The following is a 21,966-nucleotide window of genomic DNA, read 5'->3' as shown; positions in this document are numbered from 1 at the left end:
GTAGTAACACACGGGCTTTGCTTTCTCACCTCCTGCCCCAGCCCGTGTGTTACGAATCATCGAATGGGCTACGACAGCACTTCTTTTTTCTCAATACCGTTCGGGTTACCGTCCAGCACCGCTTTGGCCGAAGCCACTACATTGTCGACCGTAAATCCGAAATAAGCCATCACCTCGTCGCCGGGCGCTGACAACCCGAATCGGTTCATGCTGATGGTTGTTCCTTCGTCGGTGACGTACTTGTGCCAGCCGATGGGCGAGCCCGCTTCTACCGCCAGCCGCTTGCGGATAGAAGGCGGCAGTACTTTGTGATGGTAAGCCTGATCCTGCTTTTCAAAAAGCTCCCACGAAGGCATACTGACCACCCGTGCCTGAATACCCTGTTTTTTGAGTTCGGTCTGCGCTTTCAGCACTAGCGATACTTCGGAGCCCGTTCCGATGAGGATAAGCTGCGGAGTGCCTTCGGCCTCACTCAGGATATAAGCCCCTTTTTCGACACCCTCCCGGGCCGAGCCGTACGTTCCCTGGTCAAGCACCGGTAGCTTCTGCCTCGACAGGATCAGCAGCACCGGCGATTTGGGCTGCAACATAGCGACACGCCAGGCTTCAACGGTCTCGTTGGCATCGGCCGGTCGGATTACGATACAGTTCGGAATGGTTCGGAGGGAAACGATTTGCTCGACGGGCTGGTGGGTTGGTCCGTCTTCACCCAGGCCGATGCTGTCGTGGGTAAAGACGAAGGTAGCTTTTGATTCCGCCAGGGCGGTCAGCCGTATGGCCCCACGCATGTAGTCCGAAAAGTTTAGAAATGTACCGCCGTAGGGATGTATGCCCCCGTGTTGCGACAGGCCGTTCAGGGCAGCTCCCATGGCATGCTCCCGAACGCCAAACCACACGTTCGAGTGGTCGTAATGCTCCGGCTGAAAACTCACATCCCCTTTGGTAGGCATATCGTTGGACGAAGCCAGATCGGCCGATCCGCCGAACAGGAACGGAACGTTTTGCTTGAGGGCTTCCAGCGCTTTGCCAGAGGCCTGCCGGGTCGCCATGTCTTTATCATCGGCCGTGAAAAGTGGCAAGCCGGCATCCCAGCCATCGGGTAACTTTCCGGCAAAAGCCAGTTCAAACTCCGTTCCTTCGGTCTCAAACTGCTTTTTGTAGGCGTCGAACCGGGTTTGCCAGTCGGCCTGAAGCTGGCGCCCCCGCTGTCCCGCTTCGCCCAGATGCTCCCGAACGCCGTCGGGTACCACGAACGACTGGTCGGGATCGAATCCAAAATAGGTCTTCACCGCCCGCAGGTTTTCGTCGCCCAGCGGGCTGCCATGTACCTTACTGGTTCCCGCCAGCGGACTGCCATACCCGATTACGGTACGAACGGCAATGATCGACGGGCGCTCGGTCTCGTCCTGTGCCGCCCGGATGGCCTGGTCAATGGCGTCAAGGTCGTTGCCATCGGCTACTTCCTGCGTATGCCAGCCGTAGGCAGCAAAACGTGCCATCCGGTCTTCCGTAAACGCCAGGTTGGTGGGGCCGTCGAGCGAGATCAGGTTGTCGTCGTAGAGGTAGATCAACTTCCCCAGCTTTAGATGGCCCGCCAGGGAAGCCGCTTCAGACGCAATCCCCTCCATCAAATCGCCATCACTGACAATCGAGTAGGTGTAGTGATCAACGATGGTGTGGCCCTCCCGGTTGTAGGTGGCGGCCAGAAAGGCTTCTGCCATGGCCATGCCGACACCATTAGCAAACCCCTGTCCAAGCGGCCCTGTTGTTACTTCTACGCCAGCCGTCAGATTGGATTCTGGATGTCCGGGTGTTTTAGAATGCATCTGCCGGAACTGCTTCACATCGTCGAGGGAAAGATCATACCCGTACAGGTGTAACATACTGTAGAGCAACGCAGAACCGTGGCCGGCCGACAGAACAAACCGGTCGCGGTCGGGCCAGTGCGGATCCTGCGGATTGAATCGCAGAAACCGGGACCAGAGTACATAAGCCATCGGCGCTGCGCCCAGTGGTAAACCCGGATGACCGGAGTTGGCCTGCTGCACGGCGTCTACCGCCAGCAGCCGGATGGTGTTGATGCTACGTTCGTCGATTGAGGTTGCCTGGTTTGTCATCATAAGAAAGGATTGATTGCAGTCAATACAAAAACGCCGATCTGCCATACCTGGGCAAACCGGTTACCTATCATAACCCGGAATAAGAGAAAGTAGATAAAAAAAGTTGATAGTTAATCAGCTACCTTGCTATCAATCAATTATTTACTATTGAGGTATCAGCTCTTTTTTTTCCAGAACAGCCAACCGCCGGTCAGCCAGCCGGGTACTAAAACTGGCCTGCGCCCAAGCCATTTTATCAGTACTGGAATGACCGAAAAAAAAGACGCTGTTTCACTCCTGCAGCATGTACAGGAGTGAAACAGCGTCGACATTGGCAGCCAGCCGACTGGTATACACCGGGTCTAGGTAGAACGGTCTGGGCAGTCTTTGCTTTACTGAATGGCTTCAATGGCCATGAGTTCCCACATCATGGTCCACTGTTCGGAGTCGAGCCATTGCCGGATGGTCATATCGATCAGGTTTTTGTCGATGGCATATTCGAGGGCGTCCATAACCCGCCGGTGCTTCGGAATGGCGTGGCCCACCCGAGAGTAATAATCTTTCAGAAACTGATCTTTATCTGTCGTGAGCAGCGAGAAATTCTCTCCCGTATGCGGATCGCGAAGAAGAATCGGATAGGCATTCCAGAACTCGAGGGCCGCTTTTTGGCGGTTCTGATCGAACAGATCGCGCCCTACTTCATCAGTCAGCACAAAGAAGTCGAGATAGTAGTAGCCCTCTTTGTTCAGGTTAAGAATAAGACCCCGGTCGACCAGGTTACCGATTTCTTCGGCCGAAAAGCTGGGGCCTTCCTGGCCGAACCTGTACAAAGCGGCATACTGACGCGTGTGAGTCAGAAATAAAAATACGTACTGATTCGGGGTGATGTTATAACGTAACAGTGCGTCGAGGTTGATTTCAATGGTATTCATCAGAGTACAAGTTATGAGGCTGAAAAACTTTTCCTGAAGGCAGACGAACCCATTTGTTTGTTAAGCAATAGATTATTCCGCTTCCTAAAATTATGCAAAATATTGTTAACGTTAATACTAAGCGTTTAACTATAGTGACGAACTTATCTGTAAGTATACACTACATACATTAAATACTATATCAGTAAGAAATTATCCAATTACCAGAACAGTTTAATACCCTACCTGTTTAATCTACATAAACCAGCATAACTCAACCAGCACGCATGACTATTACCCTCGAGCAGGCCCAGCAGGCTATTGAAGCGGCCAAGCAAAAATCGATTGAAATCGGCACCCTGATGAACATTGCTATCGTCGACTCGGGTGCCAACCTGGCCGCTTTTGCCCGTCAGGAAGGGGCCTGGCTTGGCTCCATCGATATCTCCATCCGAAAAGCCAAAACGGCCCGCTACTTCGACATGCCAACCGGGGAAATCGGAAAGCTTTCGCAACCCGGCGGTCCTCTTTACAACATTGAACACTCTAACGGTGGACTCATCTCGTTTCCGGGTGGTATTCCCATCAAAAATGCGGAAGGTACCATTATCGGGGCCATCGGCGTTTCGGGGAGTACGGTCGAGAATGACCATACCGTAGCCCAGGCGGGGGTCGACGCCATCTCCTGATGGCAATATTTGTCTGGCTGGTTCCCTTACCCAACTTACTTCTGTTTTTTCTGTTCATCTAACCCCGCTACTCACTATGGCAAGCAATCGTGGTGTCGTATACACCGGTCCCGGCAAAGTCGAAGTACAAGCTATCGACTTCCCGAAACTGGTTAACCCCAAAGGCAAAAAGATTAACCATGGGGTTCTGTTAAAAGTAGTATCGACAAACATCTGCGGTTCCGACCAGCACATGGTCCGTGGCCGAACAACCGCCGAACCAGGCTTGATTCTGGGCCATGAGATAACGGGTGAAGTGATCGAGAAAGGATCTGACGTCGAGTTTCTGAACGTGGGCGACCTGGTTTCTGTACCCTTCAATGTTGCCTGTGGCCGGTGCCGGACGTGCAAAGAGCAAAAAACCGGTATCTGCCTGAATGTGAACGAATCGAGGGCCGGTGGTGCCTATGGGTACGTGGACATGGGCGGCTGGATTGGCGGTCAGGCTGAGTACGTGATGGTTCCCTATGCCGACTTCAACCTGCTCAGGTTTCCCGACAAAGAGCAGGCCATGGACAAGATCCGCGACCTGACCATGCTCAGTGATATATTTCCGACGGGTTTCCACGGTGCGGTCAACGCCGGCGTCGGGCCGGGCACTACCGTATACGTTGCGGGAGCCGGGCCGGTCGGTATGGCCGCTGCGGCTTCGGCTCAGCTCCTGGGCGCTGCCGTGGTCATTGTAGGCGACATGAACAAAGCCCGATTGGCCCACGCCCGCTCCATCGGTTGCGAAACGGTTGATCTGAACGAAGATGCGTCGCTGGCCGATCAGATCGCGCAGATCCTGGGCGTTCCCGAAGTAGACTGCGCTGTCGACTGTGTCGGATTTGAGGCCCGCGGACATGGCGGAGAGGTTCAGAAAGAAGTACCGGCTGCCGTGTTAAACTCCCTGATGGAGATTGCCCGGGCAGGCGGGGCCATTGGTATTCCGGGTCTGTACGTTACCGAAGACCCCGGCGCTGAAGAGTCAACCGCAAAAACGGGGAACCTGTCTATCCGCTTCGGGCTGGGCTGGGCCAAAAGCCATTCGTTCTTTACCGGCCAGACACCCGTTATCAAATACAACCGGCAGCTGATGATGTCGATCCTGTACGACAAAGTGCAGATTGCCAAAGCGGTCAATGTTGAAGTAATTACCCTGGATGAGGCCCCCAAAGGCTATGCTGAGTTTGACAGCGGGGTGGCTAAGAAATTTGTCATCAACCCGCATGGCCTGATTCCAGCTTAGCCTCCGCAACCCAGATTGATCTGACAAACCACCGCAAATGAGCTACCGGGCTTTTTTTGCGGTGTTTTTGCTACCAACGGGGCAACCTTCCGGCCAAATAGCAGTTTATTCCAGTAATATAATAGACAACATAATCACAAACGTTATGAATGAGTTGGAGGGAAAAAAAATAGCCGCTTTGATGACAGAGGGCTTTGAACAGGTAGAGTTGACAGAGCCGCGGCAGGCGCTCGAAGCCGCTGGCGCCACGGTACACCTCATTGCTCCCAAAGGCGGGGAGATAAAAGGCTGGGACCATACCGAATGGGGTGACTCGTTCGACGTTGATCTGCCCCTGGATGGGGCCGATCCGGGCCAGTACGATGCCCTGCTGCTACCCGGCGGGGTCATGAATCCCGACAAGCTGCGTACCGAGCAGAAAGCCGTGCAGTTCATCCAATCGTTTTTCGAAGAAGAAAAACCGGTTGCTGCCATCTGCCACGCACCTACCCTGCTGGTCGAAGCCGATGTGGTGCAGGGACGTACGCTGACGTCTTACCCCTCCATTCAGACGGACCTGGTCAATGCAGGCGCCAACTGGGTAGACCAGGAAGTGGTGACGGACGGGAATCTGGTTACCAGCCGCAAACCCGACGATATTCCAGCCTTCAACGAGGCCTTTATCAAACTTATCACGTCGGGTGTTACCGCCGATCGGTAAACCAGACATAAAAAAGAGGGCGCCACATAGCGCCCTCTTTTTTATGATTAAAATACCGCCCGGGCAATTTGCATGACGTTGTCGGCTTTGCCCATGGTGTAGTAGTGGAGAACGGGCGCTCCGGCAGCCATCAGCTCCCGCGATTGCTGTATACCCCATTCGATACCCACCTGACGAGCCTGCTGGTCGTTCTCGCAGGCTTCTACGGCGGCAACCAGCTCCTCGGGGATGTGGAGGTGAAACAGCTTGGGCAGGATTTGCAGTTGCCGGCGTGTGCTCAGCGGCTTCAATCCCGGAATAATTGGGATACTGATACCGTGTTGCCGACACCGGGCTACGAAATCAAAATACTTCTGGTTGTCGAAAAACATCTGGGTTACGATGTAATCAGCTCCCTTGTCTACTTTCTGCTTCAGGTATTCGAAATCGATGTCGTGATTTTCGGCTTCAAAGTGCTTTTCGGGATAAGCCGCCACACCGATGCAGAAATTGCTCGGAGCCAGAGCGGTATCTTCTTCGTGCAGATAAACACCCCGATTCATATTGGCCACCTGCTCAACCAGTTCGCTGGCGTAGCTGTATCCGTTTTCTTTGGCTTTAAAGGTTGTAAAGGGTTTGGCCGGGTCGCCCCGTAGTACCAATGCATTGTCGATACCGAGGTAGTGGAGATCGATCAGGAAGTCTTCGGTTTCTTCCCGGCTGAAGCCACCACACAACACATGCGGCACCGGATCGACCCCGAACCGATGCATAATGGCCGAACAGATACCGACCGTTCCGGGGCGTTTGCGGGTAACGATCTTCTGAATGGTACCGTCGGGTAACGGCCGTTCGATATACTCCTCCCGGTGATACGTAACATCGACAAACGGGGGCTTGAACTCCATCAGCGGCTCGATGTTGTCGAGCAGGTTTTTCAGGGTATCACCCTTAATAGGCGGGATAACTTCAATGGAAAAAATTGGCTTGCCGTTCGCAGCCTTTATATGATCGGTAATCTTTGTCATGGCAGGTCAAAGTTAACGCGAAAACACGGCCAGGCGCAGGTAAATTCCATTCGCCTGCCCCGTGCTCCAGGGCTGAATGTCGAGTCGTTTTCCTAGTTCGCCCTTGTTTTTTACCTCGTGTAGTTTGGGAATACCCCAGCCGATCAGCGAACCAAATGCGGCTCCGGCCAGCAGGTCCGTGGGGTAATGCAGACCGCCTTCGTACCGCAGTACAGCAGTTGCCGTGGCCAGTCCTAATGAACCAACCCAGACCACCGGTTTCCAGTTCGATTCGGGAAAGTAATGCCGAAAAACCTCGCCGGTAAATACTGCCGTGGCAAAGGCATTGGTGGCATGACCGGAAAAAAAGGCCTGACGGGCACTGCGCTTCAGCTTCTCATCCAGCGGAGCCGCGGGGTTGTACACAAAAGGCCGGTTACGCTGGGTCAGGTTTTTAACGGATCGCTGCAGACCGTTGGCCAGCAGCACCGTTTCGATATACATCACCCCAATTGTTTTGATATCCTGCCGCATGGGCTTCGTCCCGATCGTCAAAAAACCCGCCAGCGCCACATTGCCCGCCAGCGACGCATCGCTCAGCCGGTCGGCGGTGGTGCTGTACCGGTCGATAGCGCCCCGGTCGAAGGCGGAGATGCCGGCCCTGTCCAGGCTGGCCAGATCCGCGATTGTTAGCGGCTCGACCCGGGATTCCAGTACAAGGGCAGTACCAGCCGCTACGCCCCCTACCCCCAGCAGGCCCAGTTCGCGCCCCGTCTGAAGTTGGTAGGGCGATTGTCCGAAGCCGGCTATGACCAGGGTCAGCTGAACAAGACAGCCCGACAGGATAGTTCTCAGGTGTTTTGCCGTGGTTGATGAGCGTAGGTATGGTTTCATGGAATGAGTGATTGGGGCACTTTTACACGGTGAGTACAGTAGGTTCGTCGGCCAGAATGACCAGCCGCCCTTCCACTTCCGGAAACCCCATCTCCCGGTAAAGCCTGGAAAAGTAAAGCAGACTACTGGTCATAGCCGGATCAGCGTCAGGCATAACTGCTGAAGATGAGGCCGGCCCGGGTGCCGATTCGTACTGGACGAGTACGATATGCCCATCGGGGTAATGCACGACCCGGTGAGGAGCCCCGTGCAGGCGTTTGCTGCTCAGAATACTCCGGTCGGTGTCGATCCGCAGGGTCGAATCGAATAGCGGAGCCAGCGCCGGATGCGACACGATCATCATCAGTCGCCCGCGCAGGTCGTTGCTTTCGCTGTGTCGGATAAGGCCCTCCCGCACCAGCTGCCGCAGCGCCCGGTCGACACCGTCAGGGCCTTTGATCAGACTGAGGGCAGCACAAAGTTTGCGGTCGCGCTCCCGGTTACGCTGAAATGTAGCCACGTCGAACACCCGGTCAGCCTGCCGACGCAGGTTCAGTTCCTGTTGCCGATGGCCGCTTCGAATATCGTCCAGCAGGATTTCCTCATCGGTCTGCTCGTCTACCCGGTGGCTGAAGGCATCGGCGCAGAGGCTTACTTCGTAACTCGACCGCCCATCCTGCCACACACAGCCGCAGAGCCGGGCCTGTTCGCTATCGCGCAGGAACGCATGCAGCCAGTAACTCACGTTTTTCTGTTCGCCCGGCTTGCTGAAATCAGCCAGTTCACCAATCACATACAGTCGGTCGGTTGGTCGGGTAAACGCCACGTACAGCAGGTTCATGTTTTCGAGAAACGTCCGGGTTATCTCTTCCACGTACTGCAACCGCACGACCTCCGGGGTTTTATCCAGGCTGCTGTTCGGATGGGCGGGTGCACTAAGCAAACGGGTCAGTTCACCGGTCTGAGCCTGGTGGGTAAGCTGATCCGTAGGTACGGCACTCAGATCGAGCCAGATTGTTCCCCGGCTGTTGGGGGTTACCTCCCAGTTGGCAAACGGGATAATCACTACCGGGTACTCCAGCCCCTTGGAGCGGTGAATCGTTTGAATACTGACGGCATTGCGGGCGTTTCCTTCGACCGATACTTTTTGCCGGACGCTATCCCAGTACAGCAGAAAATCGGCCAGGTGGCCACTGCGTTTCTGATTGAACGTCAGCACTTCATCGAGAAATCGAAACAGAAAGGGGTTGTTCTCTGCCTGGCTGAAGAGCCCGAACTGAGCCGTCAGCCGCTCGGCCAGCTCGTATGGATTCAGCTGCCCGAGGGCATACGGGTCAAGCGGGTATCCTTCATCCGTCAGATACGCATACACGGCATCGGCCCCTTTTTCGGCAATACCCCGCAACTGTTCGGTCAGCGCATCGTCGGGGAAAACACCCCTGACTACCCGATGAAACAGATACAGCAGTTCGTAGCGAAGCAGCTTATGGTCGGGCCGCATCAGGAGTCGCATCAGCGTGACGATCCACTTGACCGGGTCCGAAAACTCCAGCGATAGCGAGTCGGCCGAGACCAGCGGAATCTGACGAGCATTCAGCTCGCTAGCCAGCGCTTTGGCGTGACTCCGCTTCCGGCACAGAATAGCAATATCGCCGTACTGATAGCCGTCGGCCAGCGCTTTCTGCAGGTGGTCGATGGTTTTTTCGAGCATGACGGCCGTCAGATCCTTTCCCGTACCAGTGTCTTTGGCGACAAAGTCGATCTGGACATGCCCCTGCTCTTTGGCCCTTGGCGACACTTTCTGATGAAATAGCTGCTCGGCATCGAATACGTCGGCCACTTTCGGGTACTGGTACTCGAAGGAGCGGGCGGTATGCTCAAAAAACTGGTTGTTGAACCGAATGATCGGCGCTGCGCTGCGCCAGTTGGTATCCAGAAATTCGCCTTCCAGATGCCCTTCCAGCATCCCGATCCGATCGGCAGTCCAGGTGTCGGGCCCGTGCGCCTGCTTCAGACTGACCAGATCCTGCCGGTGCAACGCTACGATCTGATCCATATCGCCCCCCCGAAACCGGTAAATGGCCTGTTTACCGTCACCCACTGCCAGGTTAAAATGCTGAAAGCCGAGCGCGTTTTCGATCAGGGGCAACAGGTTGGCAAACTGGAGCCGGGAGGTATCCTGAAACTCGTCGATCAGAATATGGTTGTATTTATCGCCGAGCCGCTCGTAGAGGAACGGCACGGGCTCTGACGCGACAATGCTCAGGATTTTCTTGTTGAACTCGGAGATATGCACCCGCCCATCTTTCCGCAGCAGCTCATCAAACTCGATCCGCATCTGCTTCAGGAGGGCCAGCTTCTGCAGATGGGGCAGCAGACAGTCGAAGAGCGCAGCCTGACGCCCTCGTTCTTCGCGCAGGCTGATGATCTGACTAATGCAGTCGCCCAGTTCATCGACCATGCTGTCAATCAGGCCCTGAACCGGCAGGGGCGTCTTTTTGCCGTACCATTCGCCGTTGTTGACCGCATTATTGACTCGGGCACCGATATCCTTCCGGGCTTCGCCAGCCGCTACCGCTTTCAGAAAACCACCCACTCCGCCGGTACCATAGTGAAAATCGGCTTCGCTCAAACCTGCTCCCGTAATTCGTTGCCAGGCCCGCTGGGCGTGGGCTACGATATCCGTTTCCAGCTGCTGATTATGGGCTTTTAGCTGCTCCCGAATGGCCCGCAGCGCACCGGGCGACAACTGCTGGGCGGCATTGACCGACTCATAAAATTGATCGGAAGTCAGGTTGTAGCCAAACTCTTTCAGTAATTCGGGCAGTTGGTTCCAGCTTTTGCCTTCGGTGGCCGTATTGGTGAAATACTCGCTCAGGATGGTGGTAATTTCCTCCATCTCCTCGACCCCGGCTTTTTCGATCATGTTGTCGATGGCCAGTTCAAGTACCTCGTCCGTATCCATCTCCACCTCAAACGAGTAAGGCAAACCTAGTTCGTCAGTGAAAGCCATCACCACCCGCTGCGTAAATGAGTCGATGGTCGTTACGGAAAAATCGGCGTACCGGTGCAGGATAGTCCGAAACACCGACGACGCCTTCTGCCGGAGTTCGTCCCGGGCGATTTGGAATGCATCCTGCGCATCTTCGGTGGCCGGAATCCCGTACAGCTCCGTAACGAGGTCGTTCAGGAGGGGAGAATCCTTACCGTCGGCGATGTCACGCAGCCGGTCCAGGATTCGGTTTTTCATCTCGTTGGCTGCCGCATTGGTGAACGTGACGGCCAGGATATGCCGAAAATAACTGTCCTCTGCCCCCGGCCGCAACGCTAGCTTGAGGTACTCTTTGGTAAGCGTGTATGTCTTACCAGACCCAGCCGAAGAACTGTATATTTTAAACATGAGGACGGGAGGAGGAACTGAATCCGAAACGCGACGGTCCTGATTCAGTTCCCTTCGTTAAAAATTATACCGTATCCCCAGGCCTGTATTCAGGTTGAGAAAGAACGGCGCCTGGAGGAGCTCCACGTAAACGCCCCCTTCCAGGAAAAACGAGTAAGGTTTGCCGGCCGGAAAATACTCCAGCCCCCCAATGCCGGACCCACCGAGCGACAATGCATTTTCATACTCACCATTCAGCCGGGGCGGATAGTAACGTCGGGAGTTTATCTGTCCGCCAAATCCGTAGTATCCGCGAAGGCTCTCACTGCTGGTCAGGGCTTTGTGCCAGATATAGTGTCCCTGCACACTCAGCCCGACGCTCTTGTAATCGCCGGAGCGGTAGCTGCGCCGGGTGCCATAGAGGCCGCCGTACGTCCCGATGTTGAGATCAAACGCGTGATTACTGCCGAAGTACTTGCGCACATTAAGACCCGAGGGTTCACCAATTCGAAAGCCAACCGACCAGTTGTTGTACTGAGCCAGTGCCTGGTTCGAGGTTGCCAGCCCGATACTCAGCGCCAGCATGCAGAAAAAAGTTAGTTTTCTCATGAAATTCAGTCGTCAAAACAGACCATTCAGGCATTCGATACAGCCTCAGGGCGGTGGGATTCGTCTCCCGCGCCAAGCGGCAGGTCAGCAGAAGCTACCGGGGGATCTTTATGCCGCAACACGTGCATCAGCTGTTCATTCTCGGCCCGGGTGCCTACCGTAATCCGCAGGCATCCCTCGCACAGTATCACTTTCGAGCGATCCCGGACAATGACCTGCTGATCAATCAGGTGGGTAAACGTACCCGGCGCATCGTCGAACTGAACGAGCAGAAAATTGGCGTCCGATGGATGAATAAGGCGTACAGACGGTAAGGTGTGCAGGGCATTCGCCAGCCATGTCCGTTCGGCGAGTATCCGCTGTACGAACTCATTTTTATCCGTCTCGTGATCGAGCGCTTCGAGGGCGAGTGTCTGCGTTGGAGCCGAAATATTGTAGGGCGGCTTGATCTTATTGAGTACATCAATCAGCTCTTCCGAGGCAAAACACATACCCAGTCGCAAGGCAGCCAGCCCCCAGGCTTTCGAGAACGTCTGCAACACCACCAGGTTAGGATACCTGTCGAGCTGCGTGGTCCAGGAAGGAGCCTCCGAAAAATCGATGTACGCTTCGTCGACGATCACAAGCGATTGATCGGCTGCCTCTAGTATGGCATGAATGGCCTGATCCTGAAGCCGGTTGCCAGATGGATTATTGGGTGAGCAGAGCCAGATCAACTTGGTATTGTCGGTAATAGCGGCCAGCACCTGATCCGTATCTACCTGGAAATCGGACGTGAGCGGCACCTTGATCACGTTCACGTCGTTGATACCCGCCGACACCTCATACATACCGTAGGTAGGGGGCATAATCAATATGGAGTCCTGACCTGGCCGGCAGGTAGCACGCACCAGCAGATCAATGGGTTCGTCGGACCCGTTTCCCAGAAAAATCTGGCCGGGCCGAACGCCTTTAATACCGGCAAGTCGCTGCTTGATGGCTCCCTGGTGCGGGTCGGGATAACGACTGTAGTTGCCTGACCCGGACGCCGACCCAAAGGGATTTTCATTGGCATCCAGAAAAATACCGACGCTACCTGTATACTCATCGCGGGCCGATGAATAAGGTGTCAGAGACAGGATATGCGGGCGAAGCAGTTGGTTTAAAGCAATCATTGCGGCAAGTTAGCAACGGACTGCCAAACTGTGCATGGTTACGCTAAAAAGATAGGTTTCAGTCCCATCAACGGGCATGGGGTGCGCGTCTGAAGGCTTATCAGCGATCTGGCAGAAGTTCGCGCAGGGAGACCCTGACCAAAAATGGATCGAGCCGGTGTAACTCCTGAAAGGCACGTACCATGGTCATCTGGTCCGAGTTTTTTTCGTACCAAACTTCCACGAAGAAATTATTTAGGCTAAACAGCTGCGTGTCGTAAAATAACTGTTTCTGACCCGCAAGCAGGTAGGTTCCTTCCCGGTGAACAATACACAGTTGGTCCTGCATGGCCAACTGTGCATACTGTTGAAATAGTGTATAATCTGACGAGTCTGGTTGTTTCATACAGCCTCTACGGTCAGCACTCCTCCTCCAGCCGGATCCGGTCATATAGATTTCGGGCCCGATCGCGGGCCCGCTTGATGCGCATTTTTACGGCACTGGACGTTAGATCCTGCTTGCTGGCCAGTTCGTTGATCTGCAGGCCATCCTCGTATTTTGCCAGCAGCAACTCCCGCTGGTGATGAGGCAGTTGGTTTAGGACCCGTTCAAAGATGTGAAAGTAAGACTCGTCGAAGGTACTGTTTTGTTCATCGAGCGATTCCTGTTCGCGCATGTAGGAGCGCCAGAGCGTCTGGTGTTGTTGTTTCTTCCGAAGTTGATCGATGCAATAATTGGCGGTGACGGTATGCAGCCAGGTGGTGAACTTCGAGTCACCCTTGAAACCACGCAGCTTCATGGTCAGACGGACAAAGATGTCCTGCACATAGTCTTCCGAATCATCTGAGTTTCCGGTAAAGAACAGGCACTTCTGGTAAACCAACTGGCGATAACGTGTGTAAAGCTGCCCAAAATACCATTCATTGTTCGTATCCAGATAGAGGGAAACTAGTTCTTGGTCGGTTAAGTTACGCATTTAATAAGAGTTACGGTGGTTACAGCTGAACAAATATAACCGACTGTATTTCTCTCTTTTGGTAACTACACACCCTAGTAAATGAACAATCAACTTACCGAATGAACGGGCAATTTATCTAATAAACAAAGATCCCTACTTTGCCTGTCGTGCTGATTATTTGCCCCAAAGGGTCTTTTCGACCTGTTCCCGGTAGGTAGCTCCCAGCGGAATCTGATGCTGCTGGATGGAAACATGTCTGGATCCGATACGGGTTATTGACTGCTGGGAAACAATATACGATTTATGCACCCGGATAAACGCACCAGCTGGCAACTGCTGATGAAGGTTGGCCAATAGTTCGCTGACTACCAGGACTGACGTTTTAGTGTACACCTTACTGATCGCGCCAAAGGCCTCGATATACAGGATATCCTCAACTGCTACCCGTACGGACTCGCGACCCGTCTTAAGGAAGATGTAGGTGGGCGCTGCATCAGGCGAAGAACCTGAATCATTGGCGCCGATCACCCGGCTAACTGCCCGCAATAGCCGTTCGAAGGTGTAGGGTTTGACCAGGTAATCGACCACTCCTATCTCAAACGCTTTGAGGGCGTGGGCAGGATCAGCCGTTGTCAGTATGACCCGGGGCGGGCGCTGCAAGGTTGACAAAAACGAAAGCCCATCTATACCCGGCAAGTTGACATCCAGAAACAATATGTCAACCTGTTCCTGATGAAGAAGCGATACAGCACTCAACGGATTGTCAAAGCTACCAATCATTGACAGATTAGGCAACTGACTCAGATGGTGCTGCAACAACTGTTTTTCAACTGTATCGTCTTCAATGATTAATGTTCGGTATAGATACATGCAGGTCAGGTGGGATTGTTGGCTTGATAAGGCGCTCTTATAACATGCTGTTCCGAAAGTAGTTACATTTTCGAAATAGCCCGATCTATCGACGGGGCCAGTTCCCCTTTTCCGGCTGTGGACGCAAAACAAAAACGTCCAGGATGGCATAAGGTCGGGCCAGATATTCCCGGACTAGGGTTTTTAATGAGTATCCATCAGGTACGTCCTGAGCCGAAAAGGCAATTGCGTCGATGCCCTCATGGTTGCCGATAAACAAGGCCCGGGCGTTGTGGAAATTCTGAGAGATGATCGTAATTTTTTCCTGATTGAAAACATCCTTGCATCGTACAACCGAATCGAACGTCCGGTAACCGGCATAATCCAGCGTCATGACCGAACTTGGTACACCCAACCGGATCAGTGCCCGTTGCATATCGGCGGGTTCGTTGTAGTATTCAGAATCGTTGTTTCCGCTCAGGATCAGGTATTTTACCTTACCTTCCTTCCAAAGTCGGGCGGTTGCTTCCATTCGATAGCGGAAGAACAGATTTTCTTTGCCGGTCCGTACAAATTTACTGGTTCCCAATACCAGCCCTACGTCATTGGCAGGCAACTCCTGAAGATTGAAATAAATCTGGTTCCGGGTGTTTTGAACGACCCACCAGTTACAAATCAGTATCGTCGTTGCGCCAACGAACGCAACGACGATACTGAATTTTATGACTCCCTTGACCACGCGCACGCCAACCGCTTCACGGGGAGACTGGTTCGTGTAATCGCTGGCCAAGGTAGAGTCCATAAGTTACAGGTTCTGAGCCAGAGCTACGAAAACAACCCTAACTGCACTGATTCTTTATCTTCAGCTTCAGCTTCCGTTTCCGTACTGACCTGCGTACTGGAAGCCTTGGTCTGCTCTATTTTCGGCAATTCACTGACCACTTTGGGAGGCAGGAGCTTTACTTCCTTAACTCGGGCAAAAGGCAGTTTGTTGCCCAACGCTTTCCAGCCACGTACCTCGATAAAACCCTCCGGCTCCAGTACCATCTTCTCCAGCGGCCCCCGGTCTTTTACCTGATGCACAATCTCGATCCGAGGGTACCGATCGGCCGTAACCGCCATCGATTTAGAGCCCTTTACGTCGCCGATAAAGCTGAATTTTTTGTCCAGAGAAGTGGTCTCTACCTTGAACCGTTTTACGTACCAGGACTTCTGGTTGGCTTCGTAGTAGATAGCCGACAACACCATATCCGGATCAAACTTCGTCAGCACGGCAATATCGTTCGGTTCGTAGCGGTTGGTCAGGTCAAAGCTGGTCAGTTCATACTGCCCATCTTTGTACACGACCAGGATACTATCCTTGGCATCGAAGTTACCAAGCAGCCTACCCCGCTCGTCGCGGTTGAGCCGGCCCAGATGCTCGTCATACCAGATATCGACTCCACCGAGGGTCGACGTACCTGCTGTCTTCTGAACGATTTTCCGCACGGGATATTTGGTCAGGATGTTCCCCTGTGCCGAGCGGTTCTTGATGCCTACCGTTGCGAAGTTGTAATCAAACTGCTTAATCTTAGCCGAACTCTGGGCCGTGAGGTTAACCGTAATCACTTCGGCTTCACCGTTATCGTTGGCGCTGAAATAGGTTATCTTCGACTTGGGATTACCCATAGTTAGGTCGTACTCCCGATCGCGGGTGACACCCGTAACCGGAAACCGTTTGGCCATCGAAATACCCGATTTACTGTCCAGATAAACCATATTATAGATCTTACGCTCGTCGGCCTTCTTAAACACCGATACGTAAACAATATCTTTGCCAACAAAGACTTTTTCCTGAATTTTGGTAACAACGCATTTGCCATCCCGCCGGAACACGATAATATCGTCGATATCGGAACAATCACTGACGTATTCATCTTTCTTCAGCCCGTACCCGATGAACCCGCCTTCGCGGTCTACGTACAGTTTCTGGTTAGCAGCGGCCACGACGCTGGCTGCAATGGTATTGAATGCCCGGATCTCCGTTTTGCGCTCGCGCCCTTTGCCGTACTTCTTCTGCAGTTCCTTGTAATAGGCAACAGCATAGCGGGTGATGTTAGCCAGGTTATCGTTGGTTTCTTCCAGCTCCTGCTCCAGACGGCGCATCAGTTCGTCGGCCTTGAAACCGTCATACTTCGAAATGCGCTTGATCTTAATTTCCGTCAGCCGGATCAGGTCATCTTCGGTGATCTCACGGTAAAACTGTTTCTTAAACGGTTTCAGCGCCTTATCGATCGTTGACAGCACGGCCTCGAACGTCTCGCACTCCTCAATCTTGCGGTAGATGCGGTTCTCGATGAATATTTTCTCCAGCGAGCTGTACAATAACCGCTCCATGAGTTCACCCCGCCGGATCTCCAGCTCCCGCTGCAGCAGTTGTACTGTCTGGTGAGTATTGACCCGCAGAATATCCGTTACGCTGACAAAATGGGGTTTATCGCCAATGATGACGCAGGCGTTGGGCGAGATGCTGACCTCGCAGTCGGTGAAGGCATACAGTGCATCAATGGTCACGTCGGGCGAAACCCCGGGTTGCAGATGCACCAGGATTTCAACATCGCGGGCAGTATTGTCGATAACAGCCGCGACGTTCCGGCTGGGGGCTTTGATCCGGATCTTACCGAGTTCGGCCGCCTTGACGATCGACTCGATCAGCTGCGAGGTGGTGACCCCGAACGGCACATCCCGAATGGCGAGTGTCTTTTTATCGACCTCTTCGATCCGGGCCCGTACGCGCACTTTGCCGCCCCGGTGGCCATCGTTGTAGTTGCTGACATCGATGAGTCCACCCGTCTGAAAGTCGGGGAACAGCGATACGGGTTTGTCTTTCAGGATCTGAATCGATGCATCGATCAGCTCGTTGAAATTGTGCGGCAGAATTTTGGTTGAGAGGCCGACCGCAATTCCTTCCACGCCCTGCGCCAGCAGCAGCGGAAACTTGACAGGCAGCGTTACCGGCTCTTTCTTACGACCATCGTAGCTAAGCTGCCACTCGGTCGTTTTATCGTTATAGATGGCATCGAGCGCAAACTTCGACAGGCGGACTTCAATATAACGGGGGGCGGCCGCGCCATCGCCCGTGCGCACGTCTCCCCAGCTTCCCTGCGTATCGAACAGGAGTTCTTTCTGACCGATATTGACCAGCGCTTCGCCAATCGACGCGTCGCCGTGGGGGTGGAACTGCATCGTCTGCCCGATGACGTTGGCGACCTTGTTAAAACGCCCGTCGTCCATTTCTTTCAGGGCGTGCAGAATACGTCTCTGTACGGGCTTCAGCCCATCTTCTACCGCCGGGACGGCCCGCTCCAGAATAACATACGAGGCATAATCCAGGAAATAGTTTTCATACAGTCCTGATACGACCGTCTGGTCATGCAGAACTTCTTCCGGTGTGTTGGTTGGCTGGTCATCAGGGTCGGTGTCGTCGGCCAGCGGTACGCTTCCGTCCGGTTGGCTGTCACTGGCGGGCAGCCCGAATTCCTCCATCGGTTCCTGATTTTCTTCGTTCATCATGAATTGCTACACTACTGTTTCAGTGGATAAAAAGGCAGGCTGACCAACCAATTATCACTGGTGTTTGGTCTCTTAAAGATACAAAAAAAACGGGATATACGTGCGTTTTAGGCGGTTTTTGTCTAGCGGCCCGTAGTCAGTTGCGTCAGCAGCCAGGTGGTTGCTTTTTCGGTTTGCTCGGGGTAGGTCCAGTGACCCGTATCGCGGTAGAGCTCCAGCTGTTTGGCTCCCGGAATGACGTTATAGGCCGCGTACATGGAGGTTGGCGGGCACGTTTCGTCGTTGTAGCCCCACGAATAATAGCCCGGCACTTTTACCAGCCGCGCGAAGTTGACGACATCGTAGTAGCCGGTGGTCCTGATCCGGTCGGGTTTATTGTTGAAGGCCAGATTGTCACCAGCAAACAAATGCGGCCACCCCCCGGCCCGGCCGTTCAGATACCCCGTTACATCGCATAGCGCGGGATAATAAGCCGCCAGCCACCTGACCCGACTGTCGAGCCCAGCTGTAATGATTGATAGCGCGCCCCCCTGGCTCCCACCGGTAATACCCAGGTTCTGCCCATCGTATTGGGGCATAGCCGCCAGGAAGTCGACGGCCCGTACGCAGCCCAGGTAGACCCGCTTGTAGTAGTATCGATCCGGATCGTCGAGGTTAGCGGCCTGATACCCGTTGAGCGGTCCCCGGCTGAGGTTGTCATACACCGCAGGGTCCATGGTAACCGGCACTCCGTGGATGCCGACCTCCAGGGTAATAAACCCTTTTTCGGCTTCGGCAATCATACCACCGTATGGCCGCACGCCCGCCCCCGGCACCCGCAGAATGGCCGGGTATTTCCCTTCTTTTTTGGGAACGCACAGAATACCGTAAAAGCGGGAGTTGTTTATGTTTTGCAGACTCAGATGGTATACGTTTGTTCGTTCGGTGCAGCGTTCGGGCAGGAGCGTCATACGGGCATCGACAGGGATTTTGGCCAGATCGGCCTTTGCTTTTTCCCAGAACGCCTGGAAGTCGGCGGGATCCGCTACGGTGGGCTTGATGGTGAGCGGCTCAAAACCAGCCGTTGCCATGCCTCGGTATTCTTTACCGTCGATCTCTACCGTGGCCACGCACCGCAGAAACCCAGCCGTTTTCATGGTTCCTCCGTTTACGACCAGCGGCTTATCAGACAGGGTAATGGTTTCGGTCTGGGTCGGCGGCATTTTTTCGGGACCGACCTCATAGCGCAGTCGGGTGCCTTTCAGCGGTTCGTTTTCCCGGTAGGCGGTAATGGTAAACCGAACGGGTTCGCCGGTCTTATAGAGCCAGTCGGTATGGTCAGGGGTAACGACCAGCTTGACCAGGCGTTCGGCGGGTTGTGCCACCAGCCTGGTGGAGATTAGTACAAGGAGCAGTAAACAACGTTTCATAAGCGCACGATGGCTATATGTGGGAGAAGGATTCAGGGGCATAAGTAATCGGGCAGCTCTGCCTACTGAGCCACCTGACTACTTTTCAGGATATGACATTAAACGACCGGCATCAACGCTTTTCGGCGGCTTAACTGCAGGTTGACCAGGCAGCGAATCAGCAGGGCCATCGGAAAAAGGATATCAACGCCCCCCGGCACCTTCGACACCACCATACCGACCAGGATCAGAACAGCGGTCAGACCGAAATAAACGGATCGCCGGCGAGCAGTGGTACCCGGCCCGGTGGCCCAGTAGATGAGTGGCATGTGAAGCGGCATCAGCCACAGCAAGGTCGGATTCCAGGCCGTGACGCCGTGATCAGTACCGACCCAGAGCAAAAACAGAAACCAGCCCAGCACCCCGGCCGTGCCGAATAACAACCTGTCGAGCCAGCGATCGACCCGCCCTCGCTGGTAGCGCCGAATGGTAAAGAACGTCAGGCCAATGGTCAGGAAGGCAACGACAACATTCGGGTCGAAGATGAACGAGACTTCCTTTTTCACCGTATTCGGCGCCTGGTATAAGGTGGTATCCGATGCCACCAACGGAACAACCTGACCATTGGCCTGGCGGACGGTGGACCGGGCCAACTGATCATGCACCTGGTCGGGCAGATACATGGCCTGCCAGCCCGTGGTGATTACGTCGGCGGGGGTTCCCAGGGCCAGGTTCATCCCCAGCTGCGCCCAGGGTTTCTCGCCCAGGTACTCATTCATCCAGTCGCGGTACGATTTACCGGTCGATCGGGTGCGGGTGGGCACCGTCAGACTATCGCCACAGACCTGAGCGATTTTGTCGCGGGGGCGGGTGGCGCAGTTGTCGTAATAGAATTTATACTGATAGGTGCGATTTTCAGGCTGATAGTTTTCCATCAGCAGATTGAACAGCTGCTGACGCTGTGCGGCAGACAGGTTCAATACCTGTTCGCGCAGGGTGCGGTGTTCGATCTGGTACTCGTACATCATAGCATAGATGTCGGTCACCGAGATCGTATACGGCAGCGTGCCCCGCAAAAACTTGACGTAAAAGTTGTCGGTTCGGAAATCGAACGTTCCCCAGCCGAAGATACGCTCCTGCCCCACCCCCGGATCATAGACCCGGATAGCGGTATGGCCGAAGCTGGAGTACAACTCCGAACCGGGCGACACTGTAATCAGACTAATCCGGGCGGCAGGCGTCAGCGTCTGACCGCAGGCTGCGATTGGCCCCAGCCCGTTCAGCACCCACAGTCCGGTCAGGACCACGGTCGTGAGCAGCCAGCTCCACTTATTCGTCTTCTTCATCGTTGTCGGGTTCTCGGCGGCCTGCTCCCTTTTTTTCTTGCTTACCTGTCTGACCCTGTACGCAAATAACGAGTTCACCTTTTACCGTTTTTTCGGCAAAATACGCAATAAGTTCGGACAACGCCCCGCGTCGGTTTTCTTCAAACAGCTTGGTCAGTTCGCGCGACACGCTGGCGGGTCGGTCAGGTCCGAACACCTCCGCAAACTGCCCCAGGGTTTTCAGCAATCGGTGGGGCGACTCATAAAAGACCATAGTGCGCTCTTCGGTAGCCAGCTCGGCCAGGCGCGTCTGTCTTCCTTTTTTATGCGGCAGAAACCCCTCGAAGGTAAACCGGTCATTGGGCAGGCCGGAGTTGACCAAGGCCGGCACGAAGGCCGTGGGGCCCGGCAGGCATTCGACCGGAATATCGTGTTGGATACAGGCGCGGACCAGTAAAAAGCCAGGGTCCGAAATGCCTGGGGTACCCGCATCCGATACCAGGGCGAAGGTCTTCCCTTCTTTAAGCTGGTTGACGAGTCGCTGTACGGTCTGGTGTTCGTTAAAAATATGGTAGCTATGCAGCGGCTTGCTGATGCTCAGATGCCGGAGCAGCACCCCCGATGTGCGCGTATCTTCGGCCAGAATGGCATCGACTTGCTGCAGGACTTTGATGGCTCGCAGGGTAATGTCGTCCAGATTGCCGATCGGGGTTGGTACAAGGTAGAGTTTCATGGTCAGAAGCGAACGGGCTGAGGAGTGAATGGCGTGTAATACCGGCAGGGTACTCCCTCGCCCCTACCCACTCACCCGTTCATGGAGCAGGGCATCGATAGCCGCGGCCAGTTGGTGGTCTTTGTCGGTTACCGTGTTCCCCGCATCGTGGGTCGATAGCCGGATCGTGACCTGATTATAGACGTTCGACCACCAGGGATGGTGATTCATTGTTTCGGCCAGTAGCGCTACGCGGGTCATGAACGCAAAGGCTTCGGAGAAGTCAGCAAACGTAAAGTTGCGGGTGAGTTGGTTATCGGCTTCGGTCCACATACGCATTGAGCAGGGTTGATTTAGGCAAAAGTGAGCCGAATTTGGCGCAAAAGGAAATAAAAAAAGCCCCAACCTGACGCTGGGGCTTTTGCAGAGAGGAAGAGATTCGAACTCTCGATACGGTTACCCGCATACACACTTTCCAGGCGTGCTCCTTCAACCACTCGGACACCTCTCTAAATACAAAATCAGCAAGCGG

19 protein-coding genes and 1 tRNA gene are annotated in these 21,966 nt (G+C 54.3%); 3 read left to right on the top strand and 17 right to left on the bottom strand.

What is annotated here, in order from left to right:
- Positions 1-68: 68 nt before the first annotated feature.
- Together tkt and FBR45_RS09510 are read right to left on the bottom strand one after the other, a co-directional pair.
- A complete protein-coding gene (gene tkt / locus FBR45_RS09515; protein ID WP_262709523.1) occupies positions 69-2,120 on the bottom strand; it encodes a transketolase in 2,052 nt (683 codons plus the stop codon).
- Positions 2,121-2,491: 371 nt separating this feature from the next.
- Complete coding sequence (locus FBR45_RS09510; RefSeq protein ID WP_138501461.1) at positions 2,492-3,031, bottom strand: hypothetical protein; 540 nt, start codon at positions 3,029-3,031, stop codon at positions 2,492-2,494.
- A gap of 266 nt (positions 3,032-3,297) precedes the next feature.
- Here FBR45_RS09510 and FBR45_RS09505 point away from each other — a divergent pair, with 266 nt between their 5' ends.
- The 3 genes from FBR45_RS09505 to FBR45_RS09495 all read left to right on the top strand — a co-directional run bounded on the left by FBR45_RS09505 (position 3,298) and on the right by FBR45_RS09495 (position 5,669).
- Positions 3,298-3,699 carry a GlcG/HbpS family heme-binding protein gene (locus tag FBR45_RS09505; protein ID WP_138501459.1) on the top strand — a complete coding sequence of 134 codons (402 nt, stop codon included), beginning with the start codon at positions 3,298-3,300 and terminating at the stop codon, positions 3,697-3,699.
- Between the two features lie 76 nt (positions 3,700-3,775).
- The gene (gene fdhA, locus FBR45_RS09500; protein ID WP_138501457.1) at positions 3,776-4,969 is read left to right on the top strand and encodes a formaldehyde dehydrogenase, glutathione-independent; all 1,194 of its coding nucleotides are present in this window, start codon (positions 3,776-3,778) and stop codon (positions 4,967-4,969) included.
- Between the two features lie 145 nt (positions 4,970-5,114).
- Positions 5,115-5,669 carry a type 1 glutamine amidotransferase domain-containing protein gene (locus FBR45_RS09495; RefSeq protein ID WP_138501455.1) on the top strand — a complete coding sequence of 185 codons (555 nt, stop codon included), beginning with the start codon at positions 5,115-5,117 and terminating at the stop codon, positions 5,667-5,669.
- A gap of 47 nt (positions 5,670-5,716) precedes the next feature.
- On the opposite strand, the gene metF is transcribed toward FBR45_RS09495, so the two are convergent.
- From metF to FBR45_RS09420, 15 genes are all read right to left on the bottom strand, one after another.
- Positions 5,717-6,676 carry a methylenetetrahydrofolate reductase [NAD(P)H] gene (metF, locus tag FBR45_RS09490; protein WP_138501453.1) on the bottom strand — a complete coding sequence of 320 codons (960 nt, stop codon included), beginning with the start codon at positions 6,674-6,676 and terminating at the stop codon, positions 5,717-5,719.
- Between the two features lie 12 nt (positions 6,677-6,688).
- A complete protein-coding gene (locus FBR45_RS09485) occupies positions 6,689-7,549 on the bottom strand; it encodes a phosphatase PAP2 family protein (protein WP_138501451.1) in 861 nt (286 codons plus the stop codon).
- A gap of 22 nt (positions 7,550-7,571) precedes the next feature.
- Positions 7,572-10,928, bottom strand: coding sequence for a UvrD-helicase domain-containing protein (locus tag FBR45_RS09480; protein WP_138501449.1), 3,357 nt, complete (start codon positions 10,926-10,928; stop codon positions 7,572-7,574).
- Positions 10,929-10,985: 57 nt separating this feature from the next.
- A complete protein-coding gene (locus FBR45_RS09475) occupies positions 10,986-11,516 on the bottom strand; it encodes a hypothetical protein (RefSeq protein WP_077919644.1) in 531 nt (176 codons plus the stop codon).
- Between the two features lie 26 nt (positions 11,517-11,542).
- A complete protein-coding gene (gene hisC, locus FBR45_RS09470; RefSeq protein ID WP_138501447.1) occupies positions 11,543-12,670 on the bottom strand; it encodes a histidinol-phosphate transaminase in 1,128 nt (375 codons plus the stop codon).
- A 100-nt stretch (positions 12,671-12,770) separates the two neighbouring features.
- The gene (locus tag FBR45_RS09465) at positions 12,771-13,055 is read right to left on the bottom strand and encodes a hypothetical protein (protein ID WP_138501445.1); all 285 of its coding nucleotides are present in this window, start codon (positions 13,053-13,055) and stop codon (positions 12,771-12,773) included.
- Between the two features lie 13 nt (positions 13,056-13,068).
- Positions 13,069-13,626, bottom strand: coding sequence for an RNA polymerase sigma factor (locus tag FBR45_RS09460; protein ID WP_138501443.1), 558 nt, complete (start codon positions 13,624-13,626; stop codon positions 13,069-13,071).
- A 156-nt stretch (positions 13,627-13,782) separates the two neighbouring features.
- Positions 13,783-14,478, bottom strand: coding sequence for a LytR/AlgR family response regulator transcription factor (locus tag FBR45_RS09455; protein ID WP_171044861.1), 696 nt, complete (start codon positions 14,476-14,478; stop codon positions 13,783-13,785).
- A gap of 85 nt (positions 14,479-14,563) precedes the next feature.
- Entirely contained in the window at positions 14,564-15,259 is a 696-nt protein-coding gene (locus FBR45_RS09450; protein ID WP_138501439.1) for a SanA/YdcF family protein, read from the bottom strand.
- 23 nt (positions 15,260-15,282) lie between these two features.
- A complete protein-coding gene (locus FBR45_RS09445) occupies positions 15,283-18,009 on the bottom strand; it encodes a DNA gyrase/topoisomerase IV subunit A (protein ID WP_138501437.1) in 2,727 nt (908 codons plus the stop codon).
- 122 nt (positions 18,010-18,131) lie between these two features.
- Positions 18,132-19,418 carry an acetylxylan esterase gene (locus tag FBR45_RS09440; RefSeq protein ID WP_138501435.1) on the bottom strand — a complete coding sequence of 429 codons (1,287 nt, stop codon included), beginning with the start codon at positions 19,416-19,418 and terminating at the stop codon, positions 18,132-18,134.
- Positions 19,419-19,516: 98 nt separating this feature from the next.
- A complete protein-coding gene (locus tag FBR45_RS09435) occupies positions 19,517-20,743 on the bottom strand; it encodes an Lnb N-terminal periplasmic domain-containing protein (protein ID WP_138501433.1) in 1,227 nt (408 codons plus the stop codon).
- Positions 20,727-21,455 (bottom strand): 16S rRNA (cytidine(1402)-2'-O)-methyltransferase, encoded by a 729-nt coding sequence (gene rsmI, locus FBR45_RS09430; protein WP_138501431.1) that lies wholly within the window; start codon positions 21,453-21,455, stop codon positions 20,727-20,729. Before rsmI ends, FBR45_RS09435 begins: the two co-directional genes overlap by 17 nt.
- Positions 21,456-21,518: 63 nt before the next feature.
- Positions 21,519-21,767: a 4a-hydroxytetrahydrobiopterin dehydratase gene (locus FBR45_RS09425; RefSeq protein ID WP_138502045.1), complete on the bottom strand. Its 249-nt coding sequence runs from the start codon at positions 21,765-21,767 to the stop codon at positions 21,519-21,521.
- Positions 21,768-21,858: 91 nt separating this feature from the next.
- Positions 21,859-21,945, bottom strand: a tRNA-Ser gene (locus FBR45_RS09420).
- Positions 21,946-21,966: the final 21 nt, after the last annotated feature.

It is taken from the genome of Spirosoma lacussanchae (genome assembly GCF_005870035.1).
GTDB classification, from domain to species: domain Bacteria; phylum Bacteroidota; class Bacteroidia; order Cytophagales; family Spirosomataceae; genus Spirosoma; species Spirosoma lacussanchae.
Note: the sequence above shows the minus strand (reverse complement) of the source record. Positions and strands in the feature narration are given on the sequence as shown.